Annotated in this window: 19 protein-coding genes; 14 read left to right on the plus strand and 5 right to left on the minus strand. The window is 33.0% G+C overall.

Translation table 11 applies throughout. The annotated features are described in order from the left end of the window. Positions 1-250: 250 nt before the first annotated feature. The 3 genes from AC1Q7N_RS05875 to hemQ all read right to left on the minus strand — a co-directional run bounded on the left by AC1Q7N_RS05875 (position 251) and on the right by hemQ (position 2,731). Positions 251-703, minus strand: coding sequence for a threonine/serine exporter family protein (locus AC1Q7N_RS05875; protein WP_001832133.1), 453 nt, complete (start codon positions 701-703; stop codon positions 251-253). A 12-nt stretch (positions 704-715) separates the two neighbouring features. Continuing rightward, on the minus strand, positions 716-1,480 hold the full coding sequence (locus tag AC1Q7N_RS05880; RefSeq protein WP_001832039.1) for a threonine/serine exporter family protein: 765 nt from the start codon (positions 1,478-1,480) through the stop codon (positions 716-718). Positions 1,481-1,981: 501 nt separating this feature from the next. After that, positions 1,982-2,731 carry a hydrogen peroxide-dependent heme synthase gene (gene hemQ / locus AC1Q7N_RS05885; protein ID WP_001832113.1) on the minus strand — a complete coding sequence of 250 codons (750 nt, stop codon included), beginning with the start codon at positions 2,729-2,731 and terminating at the stop codon, positions 1,982-1,984. A 170-nt stretch (positions 2,732-2,901) separates the two neighbouring features. Between hemQ and pta the strand changes: the two genes are divergently transcribed. The 6 genes from pta to AC1Q7N_RS05915 all read left to right on the plus strand — a co-directional run bounded on the left by pta (position 2,902) and on the right by AC1Q7N_RS05915 (position 8,989). Beyond that, positions 2,902-3,891 carry a phosphate acetyltransferase gene (gene pta / locus AC1Q7N_RS05890; RefSeq protein WP_001832032.1) on the plus strand — a complete coding sequence of 330 codons (990 nt, stop codon included), beginning with the start codon at positions 2,902-2,904 and terminating at the stop codon, positions 3,889-3,891. Continuing rightward, a complete protein-coding gene (locus AC1Q7N_RS05895) occupies positions 3,891-4,730 on the plus strand; it encodes a lipoate--protein ligase family protein (protein ID WP_002468700.1) in 840 nt (279 codons plus the stop codon). Before pta ends, AC1Q7N_RS05895 begins: the two co-directional genes overlap by 1 nt. A gap of 706 nt (positions 4,731-5,436) precedes the next feature. Beyond that, positions 5,437-6,357, plus strand: a complete 921-nt coding sequence (mvk, locus tag AC1Q7N_RS05900) for a mevalonate kinase (protein WP_001832069.1) — start codon at positions 5,437-5,439, stop codon at positions 6,355-6,357. Positions 6,358-6,361: 4 nt separating this feature from the next. Beyond that, entirely contained in the window at positions 6,362-7,345 is a 984-nt protein-coding gene (gene mvaD / locus AC1Q7N_RS05905) for a diphosphomevalonate decarboxylase (protein WP_001832151.1), read from the plus strand. Between the two features lie 12 nt (positions 7,346-7,357). Continuing rightward, on the plus strand, positions 7,358-8,434 hold the full coding sequence (locus AC1Q7N_RS05910) for a phosphomevalonate kinase (RefSeq protein ID WP_001832075.1): 1,077 nt from the start codon (positions 7,358-7,360) through the stop codon (positions 8,432-8,434). A 213-nt stretch (positions 8,435-8,647) separates the two neighbouring features. Further along, on the plus strand, positions 8,648-8,989 hold the full coding sequence (locus AC1Q7N_RS05915; protein WP_001832090.1) for a YuzB family protein: 342 nt from the start codon (positions 8,648-8,650) through the stop codon (positions 8,987-8,989). A gap of 325 nt (positions 8,990-9,314) precedes the next feature. Here the strand turns inward: AC1Q7N_RS05915 and merA are convergent, their stop codons facing one another. Together merA and hypR are read right to left on the minus strand one after the other, a co-directional pair. Continuing rightward, positions 9,315-10,646: a hypothiocyanous acid reductase MerA gene (merA, locus tag AC1Q7N_RS05920; protein WP_002484563.1), complete on the minus strand. Its 1,332-nt coding sequence runs from the start codon at positions 10,644-10,646 to the stop codon at positions 9,315-9,317. Between the two features lie 4 nt (positions 10,647-10,650). Continuing rightward, positions 10,651-11,073, minus strand: coding sequence for a redox-sensitive transcriptional regulator HypR (gene hypR / locus AC1Q7N_RS05925; RefSeq protein ID WP_002468721.1), 423 nt, complete (start codon positions 11,071-11,073; stop codon positions 10,651-10,653). A gap of 155 nt (positions 11,074-11,228) precedes the next feature. On the opposite strand from hypR, the gene AC1Q7N_RS05930 reads away from it, so the two are divergent. From AC1Q7N_RS05930 to AC1Q7N_RS05965, 8 genes are all read left to right on the plus strand, one after another. After that, entirely contained in the window at positions 11,229-12,167 is a 939-nt protein-coding gene (locus AC1Q7N_RS05930; protein ID WP_002484561.1) for an aldo/keto reductase, read from the plus strand. Positions 12,168-12,627: 460 nt separating this feature from the next. Then, positions 12,628-15,309, plus strand: coding sequence for an MMPL family transporter (locus tag AC1Q7N_RS05935; RefSeq protein ID WP_001832045.1), 2,682 nt, complete (start codon positions 12,628-12,630; stop codon positions 15,307-15,309). A 23-nt stretch (positions 15,310-15,332) separates the two neighbouring features. Next, positions 15,333-16,277, plus strand: coding sequence for a glycine betaine ABC transporter substrate-binding protein (locus AC1Q7N_RS05940; protein WP_001832065.1), 945 nt, complete (start codon positions 15,333-15,335; stop codon positions 16,275-16,277). Between the two features lie 349 nt (positions 16,278-16,626). Next, positions 16,627-17,196 carry a TetR/AcrR family transcriptional regulator gene (locus AC1Q7N_RS05945; protein ID WP_001832161.1) on the plus strand — a complete coding sequence of 190 codons (570 nt, stop codon included), beginning with the start codon at positions 16,627-16,629 and terminating at the stop codon, positions 17,194-17,196. A gap of 210 nt (positions 17,197-17,406) precedes the next feature. Continuing rightward, on the plus strand, positions 17,407-18,081 hold the full coding sequence (locus AC1Q7N_RS05950) for an IS6 family transposase (protein WP_001832122.1): 675 nt from the start codon (positions 17,407-17,409) through the stop codon (positions 18,079-18,081). 449 nt (positions 18,082-18,530) lie between these two features. Further along, on the plus strand, positions 18,531-19,007 hold the full coding sequence (locus AC1Q7N_RS05955; protein ID WP_002438748.1) for a GNAT family N-acetyltransferase: 477 nt from the start codon (positions 18,531-18,533) through the stop codon (positions 19,005-19,007). A 91-nt stretch (positions 19,008-19,098) separates the two neighbouring features. Beyond that, positions 19,099-20,397 carry an HD domain-containing protein gene (locus AC1Q7N_RS05960; protein WP_002438750.1) on the plus strand — a complete coding sequence of 433 codons (1,299 nt, stop codon included), beginning with the start codon at positions 19,099-19,101 and terminating at the stop codon, positions 20,395-20,397. Between the two features lie 56 nt (positions 20,398-20,453). Next, a complete protein-coding gene (locus AC1Q7N_RS05965) occupies positions 20,454-20,960 on the plus strand; it encodes a YwhD family protein (RefSeq protein WP_002438753.1) in 507 nt (168 codons plus the stop codon). Positions 20,961-21,028 lie beyond the last annotated feature (68 nt).

Below are 21,028 nucleotides of genomic sequence, written 5' to 3' on the forward strand. Positions count from 1 at the left end.
GACTCTTGAGGGAACAGGACAAGCTGAAGACTACAGGCTGAAGCTGTCCCCTAAGAAAGCGAGCCAACAATACGAAGCATTGTAAATAAAAAAGCCAGTAAATGAATTTATGAAAACTCATTTACTGGCTATTTTGCTAGGAATTATGTTCCAACCTCTTTTTATTTATCATATATTTTTTAACAATATTTAACTATAAATTTAATTGGTTAGAGTAACGTTAATTTTTTAGCGAATGATTTTATTGATATTACAATCTTTTTCTGGTACGAGCAAAACCTGAAATAACGATTTTAGAAATTTGATCAGCAAATAATAAACCTAAAGCAATAGCACCTGCTATTAATGTCACTTCAAGCATTGTGTTAATCGCCTTTCCAAAGTGTAATAACACTAAATTTTTAGTGGCATCATAAGCAAGTCCTCCTGGAACCAGAGGTATAATACCTGTAACCATAAAAATAATTACAGGCTCTTTTTTTCGACGGGCCATATAATGACTAAGTAAACCTAACGCTAAACTACCGAAAAAGCTTGAGTAAATCGTATGGAGTTCAAAGCCGTTAAATAATACAGTATAAACCATCCATCCACAAGCGCCGACAAAGCCACAAGCAAAATACAACTTCCTAGGGGCATCAAATATGACACAGAAAAAGAGTGAAGCAAGAAAGCTAAATATAAAATTAAATATCCAAAACATATGAGTGCACTCCTAGACTAAAATTAATATTGAACTTACACCAGCGCCTATACCAAAGGCGGTGACTAAAGCTTCTAAAGATTTTGTAGTAAACATTAACATATGTCCTCCGAATAGATCTTGGATAGCATTTGTAATCAGTACTCCAGGTACAATCGGCATGACCGCTGCAATGATAATTGTAGCTAAATCTCCGCTAGGAACAAATGCATGTCCAATTACAGAAATAATACCTATTACCAAAGAACCTATGAATTCTGGAATAAATTGTGCGTGTAGCTTTCGATCTAATATTTCTACTACTAAGTATCCAATCGTTCCAGCTAATACAGCTGTGATGATATCAACCAGACGACCTCCCTGTAGATAGAGGAAGCTCGTAGCGATAATTGCTGCGGCAATTCCTTTAAAAGGTAGACTGCTATCTCTTTTAGCAACATATATTTCCTCTAATTGATACTTAGCTTCTTCAAGCGTCATTGTGCCATTTGTAATTTGACGTGAGATTTCATTAGCTTGAGAAATTTTTATTAAGTTCGTATCTCGAGTTTTAATTCTATACAACCGAGGATATGCTTCATTATGTAAAACAAATTCAATTACAGTATTAGTCACGAAACTATTACTTTCAGGATAGCCCAATTTTGTAGCAATACGTGCCATGGTATCCTCTACCCGTGTACCTTCAGCTCCAGATTCAAGTAATATACGAGCAGCAATCATAACAACATCTTTTATCAATGCTTCACGAGATGTTTCAATTGTATCCTTATTCATTTCATCACCAAATTTTTTTAAAATTAAGAATAAATCATTATTATAATTATAGTAAAGGTTTTAGGAAAACGCCACAACCCTTGAGGTTTACATGACGTGCAACTTGTTATTTAAAGTCATTTTCATAGAGTTAAGCAGATAAAATAATGATTTATAGGTGAATTTTATAATAAATATTAAAAAAAACTTTATAGTTGTACATTTACCTTTCTATAATGTTTCAAATGTTTCAAAAAGGTTAAAATAATATTAGTTAACGATGACAGTGAATATATTGAGTAGCGACGGTATATTCTATGAGGTTAACTATATACGTAGTAGTGATTTAAAGTTCTCCCAAGGATACTACAACATAAGAGCCTAGTACATCTTAATTGTACAGGCTCTTAAATTTTTTATAGTCATTAAATTTAAGATAAGGTGTTATCTTTTTACATATTAAAAACCCTACACACTAGTAGATTATAATCCTAGTGTGTAGGGTTAATTTTTCACTTTAACTTATATACTAAAAAATTGTTTGAAGTCTTCGATGTTTAGAATGTGACCAATATAGAAACTACCAAATTCGCCATAACGAGCAGTCGTTTCATCAAAACGCATTTCATAGACAATTTTTTTGAATTGAAGTACATCATTTGAAAATAATGTAACACCCCACTCATAGTCATCAAAACCTACTGAACCTGTAATAAACTGTTTGATTTTACCAGCATATTTACGACCTATCATCCCATGGTTATACATTAAAGTTTTACGGTCTTCGATAGGTAACATATACCAGTTATAAGTTTCATTGCGTCGTTTATCCATTGGATAGAAACATATATATTCAGAATGTGGTAATTCAGGGTATAATCGTGCCTTAACGTGGGGATTTTCATAAGGATCCTCATCAGATTTGCCTGCTAAATAATTACTTAATTCTATCACTGACACATAGGAATAAGTTGGAATGAGATAGTCTGCGATACGTAATTTATTAAACTCATTTTCAATTTGATTTAACTCTTTCATTTCTGGACGTAAAAACCATAGTAAAAGGTCCGCTTTTTGACCTGTAATGTTATAAATTGCATGATCACCTTGATGTGATTCTCTAGCAACTGTTTTATCTTTAATAAATGTTTCCAATTCAGTAATCATTGCTTCACGATCATCTTCAGCAATTAAACGAAAAGTTGTCCAGTCTACTGCATAAAATAAATGTAAGCTATACCAACCATCTAAAGTTTCTGCTGCTTCACTCATTATTATTCGCTCCTTTTTCAAAATTTTTATTGGATTCATATCAAATTCTATCACAAACAGTCATTTAACTACTAAAAAAATGTTTACAAAAGCGAAATGGAATTCTGATGAAAAATAACGTATAATTTACTATGTAAACGTTATTATAAGAGAGAATTAAGGAGGATATTATGGCTGATTTATTATCTGTATTACAAGACAAATTATCCGGGAAAAATGTAAAAATAGTATTACCTGAAGGTGAAGATGAACGAGTGCTCATTGCTGCGACTCAGCTACAAAAAACTGACTATGTTTCACCTATCGTTCTAGGAAACGAAGATAATATTAAATCTCTTGCTTCTAAACACGCTTTAGATTTAACTCAAATTGAAATCATAGATCCAGCAACGAGTGAACTTAAAGATGAGCTTGTAGATGCTTTTGTTGAAAGACGTAAAGGTAAGGCAACTAAAGAACAAGCAGTTGAATTATTAGATAATGTAAATTATTTCGGAACAATGCTTGTGTATACTGGAAAGGCTGAAGGTTTAGTGAGTGGTGCTGCACATTCTACTGGAGATACAGTCAGACCAGCATTACAAATTATCAAAACTAAACCTGGTGTATCTAGAACATCTGGTATTTTCTTTATGATTAAAGGCGACGAACAATATATTTTTGGAGATTGTGCGATTAATCCAGAATTAGATGCTCAAGGACTTGCTGAAATTGCAGTAGAGAGTGCTAAATCAGCACAAAGCTTTGGAATGGACCCTAAAGTAGCTATGTTAAGCTTTTCTACAAAAGGTTCTGCTAAATCGGATGATGTTACTAAAGTGCAAGAAGCATTGAAGTTAGCTCAAGAAAAAGCTGAAGCAGATCAATTAGATCATGTAGTTATTGATGGAGAATTCCAATTTGACGCTGCTATTGTTCCTAGCGTAGCAGAGAAGAAAGCACCTGGTGCAAAAATTCAAGGTGATGCAAATGTATTTGTTTTCCCTAGTCTAGAAGCAGGTAATATTGGTTATAAGATTGCTCAACGTTTAGGTGGATACGATGCAGTAGGACCAGTCCTACAAGGATTAAACTCTCCAGTCAATGATTTATCTCGTGGTTGCTCAACTGAAGACGTTTATAACTTATCTATTATTACAGCTGCTCAAGCTTTACAATAATGGACTTAGCAACTAAATATTTTAATCAAATCAACTGGCGTTATGTCGATCATTCAAGTGGTTTAGAGCCCATGCAATCTTTTGCGTTTGATGACACTTTTTCCGAAAGCGTTGGTAAAGATTTATCTTGTAATGTAGTACGAACGTGGATACATCAACACACCGTGATTTTGGGCATTCATGATTCGCGTTTACCATTTTTAAGTGATGGTATTCGTTTTCTTACAGATGAACAAGGATATAATGCAATTGTTAGGAATTCTGGTGGCTTGGGTGTCGTATTAGATCAAGGAATTTTAAACATATCTTTGATTTTTAAAGGACAAACCGAAACGACTATTGATGAAGCCTTTACAGTGATGTATTTATTGATTAGTAAAATGTTTGAGGATGAAGATGTTAGTATCGATACTAAAGAAATTGAGCAATCGTATTGCCCAGGAAAATTTGATTTAAGTATTAATGATAAGAAATTTGCCGGGATTTCGCAGCGACGAGTACGTGGTGGTATCGCAGTGCAAATATACTTATGTATTGAAGGTTCTGGCTCAGAACGGGCATTAATGATGCAACAGTTTTATCAACGTGCGCTTAAAGGGGAGACTACTAAATTTCACTATCCAGACATAGATCCCTCATGTATGGCATCTTTAGAAACCCTTTTAAATAGAGAAATTAAAGTGCAAGATGTTATGTTTTTATTATTATATGCACTAAAAGATTTAGGGGCAAACTTAAATATGGATCCTATTACAGAAGACGAGTGGACACGTTACGAAGGGTATTATGATAAGATGTTAGAACGCAATGCGAAAATGAATGAAAAATTAGATTTTTAGCAAGTGTGACACTATAGATAAGTCATAAAATGATAAGCCTGGGACAAAATGATTGTCCCAGGTTTTTTTACGTATTAGCAGTGATAGTTGATGTGAATAGAAAATAATTTTTTATTAATTTTCAATCAAGACGGGGTTCTAACCAAGAAAATTTCACATAGAAATTCAACAAAATAGGCAAGTGTTATTCGAGGTTAAAAGAGGACAACAAATTCAATTTGAATTCAATCTTACTACTATTTTGTTTAATAAAAATACCTTTCAAACAAAAGTTAAGATGACTTTGTTAGAAAATGATATATATTCTATCACAAATTTGTAGTATTATAGTTGAGGTGGAAAATTTTAAAAACTTTAGTAAAAAATTTAACGATGTTTACAAAATTGTCATTTAAGGTAAATATATTTCATGATTTTGATAACTCTTTAAAAGAGTTTTATAATATTAAAGTGTTGTGAAAACTTAAACAAAAAGTTATTATGCCCTTTTGTTGTTATTTTACTTTTAAATAGTTATAATGAACGCTTGATTATTGGCGATATGATAAATGTATTCGATAAAATTGACATTTAAGTGACATCTATCAAGATGAATATGTAAAGAAATTAAATTAATATCACGTAAAATAGCAAGTCAATCATTCTAACATCGTCAGTACATCTTATGAAGTGATATTTTAAAGAAGGTATATAAAGGTGAGAAAACATGACTAGACAAGGATACGGAGAATCTACTGGAAAGATTATTCTAATGGGTGAACACGCAGTTACATTTGGTCAACCGGCAATCGCAATTCCATTTAATGCTGGAAAAATTAAAGTCCTCATTGAAAGTTTAGATGAAGGTAATTATTCTTCTATCACAAGTGACGTATATGACGGAATGTTATACGATGCCCCCGAACATCTAAAGTCTATCATTAATCGCTTTGTTGAAAAAAGTGGAGTGAAAGAACCACTATCAGTAAAAATTCAAACTAATTTGCCTCCATCAAGAGGTTTAGGTTCAAGTGCTGCAGTAGCAGTAGCGTTTGTACGCGCCAGTTATGATTTTATGGATCAACCTTTAGATGACAAAACATTGATTAAAGAAGCAAATTGGGCGGAGCAAATCGCACATGGTAAGCCAAGCGGTATTGATACGCAGACGATTGTGTCAAATAAACCCGTCTGGTTTAAACAAGGGCAGGCCGAAAAATTAAAATCACTAAAATTAAATGGTTATATGGTTGTCATTGATACTGGAGTAAAGGGTTCTACCAAACAAGCAGTAGAAGATGTTCATGTATTATGTGAATCTGATGAATATATGAAATATATAGAGCACATTGGTACACTTGTTCACAGTGCTAGCGAATCGATTGAACAGCATGATTTCCATCATTTGGCTGACATATTTAACGCATGTCAAGAAGACTTGAGACATTTAACAGTAAGTCACGATAAAATAGAAAAATTACTTCAAATTGGGAAAGAACATGGTGCCATTGCTGGTAAACTAACTGGTGGAGGAAGAGGTGGCAGCATGCTTCTTCTTGCGGAAAATTTAAAAACTGCAAAGACTATTGTTGCTGCTGTTGAAAAAGCTGGCGCAGCACATACATGGATTGAACATTTAGGAGGTTAAATCATTGGTGAAAAGTGGCAAAGCACGAGCACATACAAATATTGCGTTGATTAAGTATTGGGGGAAAGCTGATGAAACTTACATTATTCCTATGAATAATAGTTTATCAGTTACCTTAGATAGATTTTATACTGAAACAAAAGTGACATTTGACCCTGATTTTACTGAAGATTGCCTTATTTTAAATGGTAATGAAGTGAATGCCAAAGAGAAAGAAAAGATTCAAAACTATATGAATATAGTGAGAGATTTGGCTGGAAATCGTTTGCATGCGCGAATTGAAAGTGAAAATTATGTGCCAACAGCAGCAGGACTTGCTTCTTCAGCGAGTGCTTACGCTGCTTTAGCTGCCGCTTGTAATGAAGCTTTGTCATTGAACTTATCAGATACAGACTTATCACGATTAGCTCGACGTGGTTCAGGTTCTGCTTCTAGAAGTATTTTTGGTGGATTTGCCGAATGGGAAAAAGGGCATGATGATTTAACTTCATATGCACATGGTATTAATTCCAATGGTTGGGAAAAAGATTTATCAATGATATTTGTAGTGATTAACAATCAGTCAAAAAAAGTATCTAGTAGGTCAGGAATGTCACTAACAAGAGATACTTCTAGATTTTATCAATATTGGTTGGATCACGTTGATGAAGATTTAAATGAAGCAAAAGAGGCAGTCAAAAATCAAGATTTTCAACGCTTAGGAGAAGTCATTGAAGCAAATGGTTTACGTATGCATGCCACTAACTTAGGCGCTCAACCTCCTTTCACGTATTTAGTGCAAGAAAGCTACGATGCTATGGCGATTGTGGAACAGTGTCGAAAAGCCAATTTACCTTGTTACTTTACAATGGACGCGGGTCCCAATGTAAAAGTTTTAGTAGAAAAGAAAAATAAACAAGCTGTGATGGAACAATTTTTAAAAGTATTTGACGAATCGAAGATTATAGCAAGTGATATCATTAGCTCTGGTGTTGAAATTATTAAGTAAGGAAGAGATAGAATGATTCAGGTAAAAGCCCCCGGAAAACTTTATATTGCAGGCGAGTATGCAGTAACCGAACCAGGATATAAATCTATTCTTATTGCAGTAAATCGCTTTGTAACGGCGACAATTGAGGCGTCAAATAAAGTTGAAGGTAGTATTCATTCCAAAACATTACATTATGAACCAGTTAAATTTGACCGTAATGAAGATAGAATTGAAATCTCAGATGTTCAAGCTGCTAAGCAACTGAAATATGTTGTGACAGCTATAGAAGTGTTTGAACAGTATGTGCGCAGTTGCAATATGAATTTAAAGCACTTTCATTTAACCATTGATAGTAACTTAGCAGATAACTCTGGTCAGAAGTACGGATTAGGTTCAAGCGCCGCTGTTTTAGTATCTGTTGTTAAAGCTTTGAATGAATTCTATGGTTTGGAATTATCAAACCTTTATATTTATAAATTAGCTGTAATTGCAAATATGAAATTACAAAGTTTAAGTTCATGTGGCGATATTGCGGTTAGTGTCTACAGTGGTTGGCTTGCATATAGTACGTTTGACCATGACTGGGTGAAACAGCAAATGGAAGAAACATCGGTGAATGATGTTTTGGAAAAAAATTGGCCAGGCTTACATATCGAACCTTTACAAGCTCCCGAAAATATGGAAGTCCTTATTGGATGGACTGGGTCTCCAGCTTCTTCTCCACACTTAGTGAGTGAGGTCAAACGTTTAAAATCAGATCCAAGTTTTTATGGTGATTTTTTAGATCAATCTCATGCTTGTGTAGAAAGTTTAATCCAAGCTTTTAAAACTAATAATATCAAAGGTGTTCAAAAGATGATACGTATAAACAGACGTATTATTCAATCTATGGATAACGAAGCATCAGTTGAAATTGAAACAGATAAGCTAAAAAAATTATGTGATGTCGGTGAAAAGCACGGTGGCGCTTCTAAAACTTCAGGTGCTGGTGGTGGCGATTGTGGCATTACTATTATCAACAAGGTAATTGATAAAAATATTATTTATAACGAATGGCAAATGAATGATATCAAACCATTGAAATTTAAAATTTATCACGGGCAATAAGTAAAGTAACTCGTGATATAAGTCATTTAGGGTTCGAGGCTCAACCGGGGGTGGGACTGTGTATTCAGTTCCACTTTCTTATTTAATTAGTATATGGTATGTATGAATTTTAAAGTGAAAAGTATCTTGAATTTTATAGTAAAAAGAGTAAAATAAATAGAGTTATATTAACGATGATGGTGGAAGAGTTTATATAGAAAGGTGGGTAGCAAGATGAAAAATAAATTTTTAATCTGTGATGAGTGTCAGGCTGTAAATTTAAAGTCTTTGAAGCGAAAATTAGAAAAATTAGATCCGGAAGCTGAAATTGAAATAGGCTGTCAATCTTATTGTGGACCAGGTCGACGTAAAACATTTGCATTTGTCAATAATCGACCACTTGCTGCGTTAACCGAAGAAGAACTTATGGAAAAGGTTACAAAACAATTAAAAAAACCACGTGATCCAGAAGAAGAAGAGCGACTAAGAAAACGTAACGAAGAACGAAAACGTCGTAAAGAAGAACAAGATCGCAAACTTAAGGAAAAGTTAAAGAAGCGCAAAGCAGAGAAATAAATGAATCAAAACCACCTGTGACATGAATTAATGTCGCAGGTGGTTTTAATGTTAGTAGTACATAATTAAGTTGCAAATACTAATATATTAAACCATTTAATTTTCATTACTTTGTAATATGGTAGGTTGTCGCATTAGATATGAATACTATCATATTCTTATTAAAGACTGATGAGTTCTAAAAAGGAATTCATCGGTCTTTAATTTTAAATATTCGTAATAGATAATTCCTATATTTTTGTAGTATCTAATCATCAAAGATCAAAGTATGGAGAGGAACGCAGGAGGTAAAATCACCTGCATAAGAACCACTAATGATCAAAGATCAAAGTGGTTCTAAAAACAAGTCATTAAAGGATTCGGTCATTGTCGGATGTGTGTATATATTATCTCTTAATACTGTGTAAGGAATATGTTGATCTATAGCAAGTTTGATTAAGTTAATCAGTTCTTCTGATTCTTTGCCATATAATGACGCTCCTAAAATTTCTTTTGTATCTTTATTAATCACTGCTTTAAATAAACCTCTGGAATCATTATTGATTTTATGACGGGGTATGTTACTGACAAAGACTTTATTGTCTAGAATATCGTATCCTTGTAACTTAGCCTCACTTGCAATTAGTCCTACTCTAGATAGGGGAGGGTCAATAAAGACAGTATAAGGTATTGCGCCACGATTTTCAGTTGTTCTAGAACCATCACCAAATAGATGCGATTTAATGATTCTATAATCATCGAGTGAAATATACGTAAATTGCAATCCACCTTTAACGTCACCTGCAGCGTATATGTGTTTCACTGTACTTTGCAAATGTTTATTTACAATCACTTCACCTTGTTTTCCAATTTTTACATCTGTATTTTCAAGACCTAAGTGATTTGTATTTGGCTTACGACCTGTGGCTAAGAGCACAGTATCAGCTGATATTTCTCCATGATTTGTGTGTATGATAGTTTGATCTTTATTGTTTGAAAATGCAATAGTGCTAGTATTAGTGTTTATAGTCACACCTTTATCTTGTAAATCTTTGACAATAAGATTTGCAATGTCTTGATCTTCATTTGTCATGATAGCATCACCACGCTCAAGAATTGTTACATGTGTTCCAAAATTTGCAAACATTGAAGCGAATTCGAGAGCGATATAACCGCCACCAATAATAACAAGTTCTTGAGGTTGATAGTCAATATTTAGTAATCCTGTAGAATCATATATATTTTGAGCTGTATCTATCCCTTTGATATCTGGGATATTCGCACGTGAACCAGTGTTGATTAATATCTTATCTGCGGTAATTGTTTCTTGAATTGTTCCATTACTATCCTGTAGTTCTATTATCTCGTTAGAAATAAATTTGGCGTTATAATTTAGAACATCTATATTGTTCTTTGAATTTAAGCCTTGATAGTTCTTGTTATTCAATGCTTGTACGACTTCTTTTTTTCTAGTAATAGACTCTTTGAATGAATTACCTTCAATACCATCATGAATTAATGTTTTAGTAGGTATACATCCGATATTAATGCATGTACCACCATACATCTTTGTTGATTGTTCTACCACTGCAACCTTTTGTCCATGACCAGCAGCATGTGCCGCTAATGTTTTACCTGCTTTTCCAAAACCAATAATAATCAAATCATAATTTTTCATGGTTTTATCCCTCCTGTAAAATATCTGCCAAAACATCTGTAATATTTTTATTTTTGTAAAAATCTAAAATTATTTGATGTTCTTGAGAATAATAATGTGACATTGTATGAGCAATTTTCTTAGAAATTTGACAATGACTGTCAGAATCGCCAGTAAATCGTCTTTGGCTATTATTTTTATCTAAAACAAAGTGTTGATATAACTTGGCTAAATCTACTTGAGCAGTATGTTGATTGGCTTGATAGCCTCCTGCTTTACCACGTTGAACTTTGATATAGTTGTGTTCAGTTAAATATGCTAGAACGCGCCTAAGTTGTACAGGGTTCAGACATGTTAATTTAGCTAATTCTTTACTATTGAATTGTTCTTGATCGTGTTGAGCAAGAAAACATAATACATGTACTGCAATATTGAATTCTAAATTCATTTTTACCCACCTTAATGTAACTTCATTAGTTACATTAAAGCGTATAATGATTTTAAGGTCAAGATAATTGTTCCTAATAGGTATTTAACATGAATGAATAAGTTACAATTGGGGTAGAATATATTTAAGTATATTAAATAAAGGAGATGACTTTAATGGTAAATCAAGTACAATTAGGTAAATCTAGTGTCAACGTTTTTCCTATCGCATTAGGTACAAATGCAGTAGGTGGCCATAATTTATATCCTAATTTGGATGAAGAGCAAGGCAAAGAAGTTGTTCGTCAAGCTATTGATAATGGTATAACATTATTAGATACAGCATATATTTACGGGCCCGAACGTTCCGAAGAATTAGTTGGACAAGTTGTAAAAGAATATCCACGCGAGAAAGTGCAAATTGCAACAAAAGGTTCACATGTTATTAAAGAAAATGGAGAAGTTGTTCAAAATAACGATCCAGAATTTTTAAAACAGCAAGTTGAAAATAGTTTGGAACGTCTTCAAGTGGATTATATTGATTTGTATTATATTCATTTTCCTGATGACGATACACCAAAAGATAAAGCGGTAGCCGCTCTCAAAGAGCTTAAAGATGAAGGTAAAATTAAAGCAATAGGTGTATCTAATTTCTCTTTAGAACAATTAAAAGAAGCGAATAAAGATGGATATGTTGATGTTGTTCAATTAGAATACAATTTATTACATCGTGAAAATGAAGAAGTAATGGCATATGCTGCTGAAAATAATATTACATTTGTTCCTTACTTCCCACTTGCTTCAGGTATACTAGCTGGCAAGTACGATGAAAATCAAACATTTGAGGATCATCGTGCAGAACGTCCTGATTTTCAGCCAGACGTATTCAAAGATAATGTTCGTCGTGTAAAAGCATTAACTGATATTGCAGAAGCACATGATACAACGATTGCCAATGTCGTATTAGCATTTTATCTTACACGTCCATCACTAGATGTTGTCATTCCTGGTGCAAAACGTGCAGAGCAAGTTGTTGAAAATATTGATGCTGCAAATATTGAATTATCACAAGGTGAAATAGACAAAATTGATAGTTTATTCTCAATTAAAAATTAACTTAAGAGATAGATTAAGAACCTGAGACATCATTTGTTGTCTCAGGTATTTTTTACGCAATAATAAATAGGGTTCTGTTGCAAAGTTAAAAATCATGTAATATTTATACTGAAAAACGAAAAATAATTAATACTAATAAAGCTCTTTACTGTTAAAACAATATTTGCTTTTATAGTTTTGTATAGATGTGCATATAATTTTAACTTTGCAACAGAACCTGTTTTCTTATATATCTCCTTAATACACGCTATTTTCACCAACAATTTTTCCAAAGTGTTGCATTTTCCAACGACGTAAAACTTTTAATGGTACCGAACGTGGGTATAACTTGTTACATTATCAAATGTAACATTTTAAATATGCTTAATTTGAGGTATCGATTTAATGTAATTGCTCACAAAACATCAGCACACTACCCATACTTTAAGCGATATAAATTAATGAAATAGGGGGAAATGTCTTGGCAAAGCTATTATACAAACTAGGAAAATTTATAGCTAAGAACAAATGGCTAAGTGTTATAGGATGGCTTGTTATACTAGGTGTTATTATCACGCCATTAATGATAAACTCACCGAAGTTTGACAGTGACATCACTATGAACGGCCTTAAGTCATTAGACACAAACGATAAAATCAGTAAAGAATTTCATCAGGACAGTGAGAAAGCCTCGATGAAAATAGTCTTCCATTCTAATAAGAATGATGGACTCAATAATAAAGATACGAAGAAAGATATTGAAGATGCTTTAGACAATATCAGACAAAATGATGATTATATCCAAAATATCTCTAATCCATATGACAGTGGACAAGTTAATGATGAAGGCGATACTGCTATCGCTAACGTAAGTTATGTAGTTCCACAAACTGGATTAAAAGATTCTTCTAAACATATCATCGACAAAGAATTAAAAGATGTAACTGACAACCATAATGTGCAAATTGAAAAAACTCAAGGTGGCGCTATGAATTCCGAACCTGGTGGTACATCAGAAATTGTCGGTATCATCGTAGCATTCGTAATCTTACTTATTACCTTTGGTTCACTTATCGCAGCTGGTATGCCAATTATTAGTGCAATCATCGGTTTAGGTTCAAGTGTTGGTATCATCGCATTATTAACATATATCTTTGATATTCCAAACTTCACTCTTACACTAGCTGTAATGATAGGTTTAGCTGTTGGTATTGACTACTCACTCTTTATTCTATTTAGATTTAAAGAACTTAAGAAAAAAGGTGTCGATACTGTAGAAGCTATTGCAACAGCAGTGGGTACAGCAGGCAGTGCTGTAATATTCGCTGGTCTTACAGTTATGATTGCTGTTTGTGGTTTATCACTTGTAGGAATCGACTTCTTAGCGGTTATGGGATTCGCTTCAGCGATTAGTGTGTTATTTGCAGTATTAGCAGCATTAACACTATTACCTGCCCTAATCAGTATCTTCCATAAAAGTATTAAAATTAAAGATAAACCAACTAAAAGTAAAGACCCTAAAGATCATTCTTGGGCAAAATTTATTGTTGGTAAGCCAGTTATCGCTGTTATTGTAAGTTTAATTATTTTAATTTTAGCTGCTATACCAGTCAGTGGCATGCGTTTAGGTATTCCAGATGATAGTTTAAAACCAACTGACTCATCAGAATACAAAGCCTATAAATTAATCTCAGATAATTTTGGCGAAGGTTATAACGGACAAATTGTCATGTTAGTAAATACAAAAGATGGTGGAAGTAAAAGCACTATCGAACGTGATTTAAATAATATGCGTAGTGATTTAGAAGACATTGATAATGTTGATACAGTTTCAAAAGCACAACTAACTGACAACAACAATTACGCATTATTCACAATCATTCCTGAAAAAGGACCGAACTCACAGTCAACAGAAAATCTAGTATATGATTTACGTGATTATCATAGCCAAGCGCAAGAAAAATATGACTATGGCACTGAAATTTCAGGACAAAGTGTTATTAACATCGATATGTCAGAAAAACTAAACAACGCTATTCCAGTATTTGCAGGCGTTATTGTTGTATTAGCATTCTTCTTATTAATGATTGTGTTCCGTTCGATCTTAGTTCCATTAAAAGCAGTACTAGGCTTTATCCTTTCATTAATGGCTACATTAGGTTTCACAACATTAGTCATTCAACATGGCTTTATGGGTAGCTTATTTGGTATTGAAAACACAGGACCATTACTTGCATTCCTTCCAGTAATCACAATTGGATTGTTATTCGGACTTGCCATCGACTACGAGCTCTTCTTAATGACACGTGTACATGAAGAATACAGTAAGACTGGCGATAATGATCATTCAATCCGTGTAGGTATCAAAGAAAGTGGACCTGTTATCGTAGCTGCTGCACTTATTATGTTCAGTGTATTCATCGCATTCGTCTTCCAAGATGACAGTGCAATTAAGTCAATGGGTATCGCATTAGGTTTCGGTGTGTTATTCGACGCATTCGTCGTACGTATGACATTAATTCCAGCATTGACGAAACTCTTTGGTAAAGCTTCATGGTACCTTCCTAAATGGTTAGGTGCAGTATTGCCAAACGTTGACGTTGAAGGTAAAGCTTTAGAAGAAGATAATCATCACGACACATCTTCTGAAAAAGGTCATGTCAACGATAAAAATAGTGAATACTCTAGACAAGACAAAGATAACTATGTTTATCAAAATGACAAACGTAACTACAATCGCAATTATAATGACGAAGATTATAACCGTTCTGTGCATTTAAATAATCATCATGACCAGCATCATCGCCAACATCAATATGATAATCAACGTGATGATATCGACTATGAATCACTTTATACTCAAGATGGCGACCATACTCATCATGATGAACGTAATTATAATGATCGACACTATCAAGACAATTACGATAGAAATGATGATTATCGTCACAACAATCATGATCATCAAAATGATAACCATGATTATCATGATTCAAATTTTGATAAAACAACAAACTTATACAAAGAATTAACTGATAGCAATATTGATCAAGATGTATTATTCAAAGCATTAATGTTATACGCTCGTGAAAACAACAAAGGTGTTTACGATAGATATAACCGATCATCTCAACATCGTCATGATGACGAACTTAGAGACTAATATTAAAAAGGGGGAAACACGTTATGTTAAAACGACGTAGTTCGAAATTCTTAGGACTACTAGCCACACTAGCCTTAGCCATAGTGCTAAGTGCTTGTGGTAATAGTGGTAACGGTAGTGGTTCATCAGACGATAGTCAAACATCACTTGGTAATAAAGAAATCGAAATATCTTATATCGCGAGTGATAATTCAACACCACGTTCACTAGTTATAGCAGAAGTATTGAAAAAAGCAGGTTATGATGTAACAACTACACCAGTAACAGCAAGTGGCCCGTTATATGCTGCTGTATCAGAGAACTCTGATTCATTCCATGCATCAGGTATATTCCCTACTACTGATAAAAGTTACTACGATAAGTTCAAAAGTAAATTAACAATTTATGATGATAAACATTTAATTGATAACGCAAAAGTAGGTTTAGCCGTACCTAAGTACGTGCAAGATGTCGACTCAATTAGTGACTTAAAAAACAGTGACTTCGGAAAATCTGTAGATTGGGCAATTCAAGGCACAGACGCACGTAATGGCGTTATGCAAGAAACTAAAGATGAACTTGATAGTGACAACTTGGATAAATATAGCTTGAAAGAAAGTTCTGACCAAGACCAATTCAAGAAAATTCAATCTGCTTTTAAACAACAAGAACCTATCGTCTTCACAGCAATGGAACCTAGCTGGTTCTCTAAAGAATTAGACGTTAAAATGTTGAAAGATCCAGACAACATTTATGGTAATAATAATCAACATATTGACTTAGTATTTAACAAAGACTTTAAAGAAGCACATCCAGCTGCATACACAGTTGCAACACGTATGGCAGATGATTGGAGTAAATCTGACGAAGACAAATTAGCTAAAAAAATCTTTGTTGATAACAAAAATCCAGAACAAGTAGCTAAAGACTATGTGGATGATAATGATAATAAAGTAGATGAATGGTTAGAAGGTATTGAGACTATCTAATTACAAAGTAAAGAAAGACAAATAAAGAATATGCTCGTTTGGTGTAGCATATTTAAAACTCATAATGCAAATTTACAGTAGCAAACCGAGTTGAGAAGGCGCTTAAGACAAACTCTTCTCAATCGTAGCTATTATTGCGAGGGAGTGAAACTAAACTCAGTTTCGCTCCTACTTTTTTATATCGCTCTTATAGTATTAAACGTTTCAAATAACTTATTTACTCTTTTTTTATAAACAAATTTAAACGTAGTATCAGTTGTTATGTTTGGAAAAATCAACTTTATTGTGATAAATTACTCTTATTACGTCAGGCTATCTGACTAGATTAAATAAATAGGAGAATCAGATAATGCCGTCAGCAAATCAAAAGCGTATGATTAAACATATTCATGAAACAGTGTTTATACTTTTACATGATTATCATTTTGATGAAATCACGGTTCAAAAAATATGTGATATTGCAGAAATCAACCGCAGTACGTTCTATAGATACTTCCAAGATAAATATGAATTACTCTACACTTTACCTGACTTTATTACACAACAAATTATAGCTAAAAGTGACACATCAGCAGACATTACAACCCCTGAATCATTTGAAGACTTTATCTATTACATTGGTAATAATAAAAAGATTTTTAAGCATCTATTAGTTTCGTCTCGACAGGCAGATGTATTTAGAAGTTTAACGAATGTGAGTCGCGAAATGATGTTAAATAACCCAACTCGTAAGCGTGCCCCCTTAGCGCAAAAGATTAGAGAAAGTAAACATCCTGAAATTGTAGCTGATTTTTACAGTAGTGGCGTAATAGAAGTACTAAGACGTTGGGTAGAAAATGACTATAACTATACAGTTGAAGAAGTGTTTGTAACATTAAATAATGTGCTTGAAACGTCATTATATTGTTATGATAAATAAAAGCAATCTCACATAAATTAAGAGTGAGATTGCTTTTTTGTCATTTGCGTTTTTTAACGTCTACTGTCTTGTAAACCATAAAAATACTATTAGCTATGATTAATAATGCTAGAATGACCATTGGCCAAATACCTATATTAATCATATTAAATATGGTTCTGTTGCAAAGTTGAATTTATATTATAATTTTAATAAAAAGGAGTCTTTTGTATGAACTATTTCAGATATAAACAATTTAACAAGGATGTTATCACTGTAGCCGTTGGCTACTATCTAAGATATGCATTGAGTTATCGTGATATATCTGAAATATTAAGGGAACGTGGTGTAAACGTTCATCATTCAACGGTCTATCGTTGGGTTCAAGAATATGCCCCGATTTTATATCAGATTTGGAAGAAAAAGCATAAAAAAGCTTATGACAAATGGCGTATTGATGAGACGTACATCAATATAAAAGGAAAATGGAACTATTTATATCGTGCCATTGATGCAGAGGGACATACATTAGATATTTGGTTGCGTAAGCAACGAGATAATCATTCAGCATATGTATTTATCAAACGTCTCATTAAACAATTTGGTAAATCTCAAAAGGTAATTACAGATCAGGCACCTTCAACGAAGGTCGCAATGGCTAAAGTCATTAAAGCTTTTAAACTTAAACCTGACTGTCATTGTACATCGAAATATCTGAATAATCTCATTGAGCAAGATCACCGTCATATTAAAGTAAGAAAGACAAGATATCAAAGTATCAATACGGCAAAGAATACTTTAAAAGGTATTGAATGTATTTACGCTCTATATAAAAAGAACCGCAGGTCTCTTCAGATCTACGGATTTTCCCCATGCCACGAAATTAGCATCATGCTAGCAAGTTAAGCGAACATTGACATGATATATTAGTGGTTAGCTATATTTTTTACTTTGCAACAGAACCAAATTATTTATAAGTAGGAAGATAGACGACATTGATAACATTATTTTTGGTAGAAATCGTCCAAAAGCTAACGTAGTGCAATTCATAAAGTAAGCATTTAATCATGTAAAAGAATGGAATGGGGAAATAACCAAATCATGATTTTAAGAAGGTTAGTATGAAATTATAGTATTGAGTGATTATTTAATGATTGCTTTAAAATTTTAAATAATTAGAAATATGTGTATAAAAAATATTGTGTCAAATAATCATATTTAAAAAGTTGTAGTTATTAATAGTTTTAAAATAAATTTTTGTGAAGCTTTTTGAATGTCTAGATTGAATTAAGGTATCATACATGTGGTATAATGCCTATATTAATAGTGAAGTAAATAGTTAGGGGAGAAGTCACATGTATAGTGTCAGACAAGCAACTGAAAAAGATGTTGTAGCGATAAGAGATGTTGCGACAAAAGCTTGGTATAACACATATTTAAATATTTATGCTGCTTCAACAGTTAATGAACTGTTGGCCGCTTCATATAATGAAACGCATTTAAAAAAGAGACTAAATGAGCAATTATTTTTAGTGGCAGAAGAAGATAGTGAGATTGTTGGTTTTGCAAATTTCATTTATGGTGAAGAGCTTTATTTATCTGCACACTATGTTAGACCTGAATCTCAACATAGAGGTTATGGAACTCGTTTGCTAGAAGCGGGGTTGAAAAGGTTTAAAGACCAGTATGAAACAGTTTATTTAGAAGTTGATAACAATAATAGTAATGGCATCGAATATTATCAAAATCATGGATTCGAGATTATTCGCTCATATCAACCTGAAATGTATGGTGAAATCATGGATTTAGCTTTAATGAAGAAATCATTTTAACAAACATATGAATAATTAACATTGTTTCGTCTAGTAATATGAGGAACAAAAAATAAATGTTTTTTGGAATATATAGGATAGGAGGGAAAGTATGACGCTATCATCATATGCAACGAGTAAATTAACAGAAGAAAAGGTATTTAAAGATCCAATTCATCGATTTATCCACGTACAGGATCAATTGATTTGGGACTTAATTAAAACAAAAGAATTCCAACGCTTGAGACGTATTAAACAACTAGGTACTTTGTATTTATCATTTCATACAGCCGAACATAGTCGTTTTGGACACTCTTTGGGTGTTTATGAAATTGTGCGCCGAATGATTGATGAGACATTTATAGGACAAGACGCGTGGGATAATACTGATCGGCCACTTGCGTTGTGTGCTGCGTTGTTACATGATTTAGGTCATGGTCCTTTCTCTCATAGTTTTGAAAAAATATTTAATACAGACCATGAAGCATTTACACAAGCTATTATCACAGGAGACACTGAGGTTAATGGTGTACTAAGTCGAGTCTCTGATAACTTTCCTAAACAAGTAGCTGATGTAATTAATAAAACGCACGATAATAAGCTTGTTATTTCTATGATTTCCTCACAAATTGATGCTGATCGAATGGACTATTTACAAAGAGATGCATATTTTACAGGCGTAACGTATGGCTCATTTGATATGGAGCGTATTTTAAGGTTGATGAGACCATCTAAAGAAGAAGTGTTAATTAAAGATAGTGGTATGCATGCTGTCGAAAATTTTATTATGAGTCGTTATCAAATGTATTGGCAAATATATTTTCATCCAGTAAGCCGTGGTGGGGAAGTTTTATTAAACAATTGTTTAAAACGAGCTAAGCAGCTTTATAATGAAGGATATGAATTTAAAATGTATCCAAAAGACTTTATACCATTCTTTGAAGGAACAATGACGATTGAACAATATGTAGAACTTGATGAAGCAGTTGTATTGTATTACTTGAAGAAATGGATTCATGAAAATGATACAATATTAAGTGATTTATCAAGACGGTTTATCAATCGAGATTTATTTAAATATATTCCTTTCGACGGTTCAATTATTACCATTTCGGAATTGCAAGAATTATTTGAAGCGGGTGGTATTAATCCTGATTATTACTTTGTAAGTGAAGCATTTTCAGATTTACCTTATGATTATGATCGCCCAGGCTCAAATCGCAAACCGATTCATTTATTAAAAAGTAATGGTGGAATTACAGAAATAAGTAATCAATCATTGGTGATTAATAGTATTACAGGGATTAATAGAGAAGACCATAAATTATATTATCCTAAAGAGATGATTTTAAAAATTAAAGATTATCAAATTAAAGGTTCTATTATTAACTTACTTAATGAATTAAATTAACAGTTAAGAATAAGATATATAGTCTTTATTTGATGACTTATTAGGAGGTATCTCGTTTGTCTGAGAAAAAAGGTTTCAATTTCAATATTATAAAAAATGATCCACTAGATGGTCATAAAGGAACCAATATTGGTTCGATTAGTTTAGATAATATTGCCCCGGTTTTTATAGATGTTGAAAATCAGAAGGCATTTGTTGATATTGGTGGTATGCACGCACGTGCTGAAGTTGAAAAGGGTGTCAAGTGGATTACTGACAAATCACAAGTTGAAGGTGAGGAGGCTAAAGCATACTGGCTATGTTGGGTGACGACCGAACGTAGTGAAGAAGGGCCATATTATGCGGGTGTGACTGCATGCTATTTATTAGTTAACAAAAGTATTAGACGTGGTTATAAGAGCATGCCAGAACATGTTAATATGATGGATAAGTCTATGAAACATCAATTTATCATCGACCAAATCGGTGATGATAACAAACAAATTTTAAAAGAATTTCTACAAAATCATAACGTTGAAATGTGGAATAATTCTAGTGAAGAACTATATCGAGCATTTGAATAGAATAAAAGGATAGGTGACTGTTTTATGTAGAATGACTGTCCCTATCCTTTTTTGATGTGCAAAATTTA

This window comes from Staphylococcus sp. GW823-FHT05F06 (assembly GCF_058795495.1).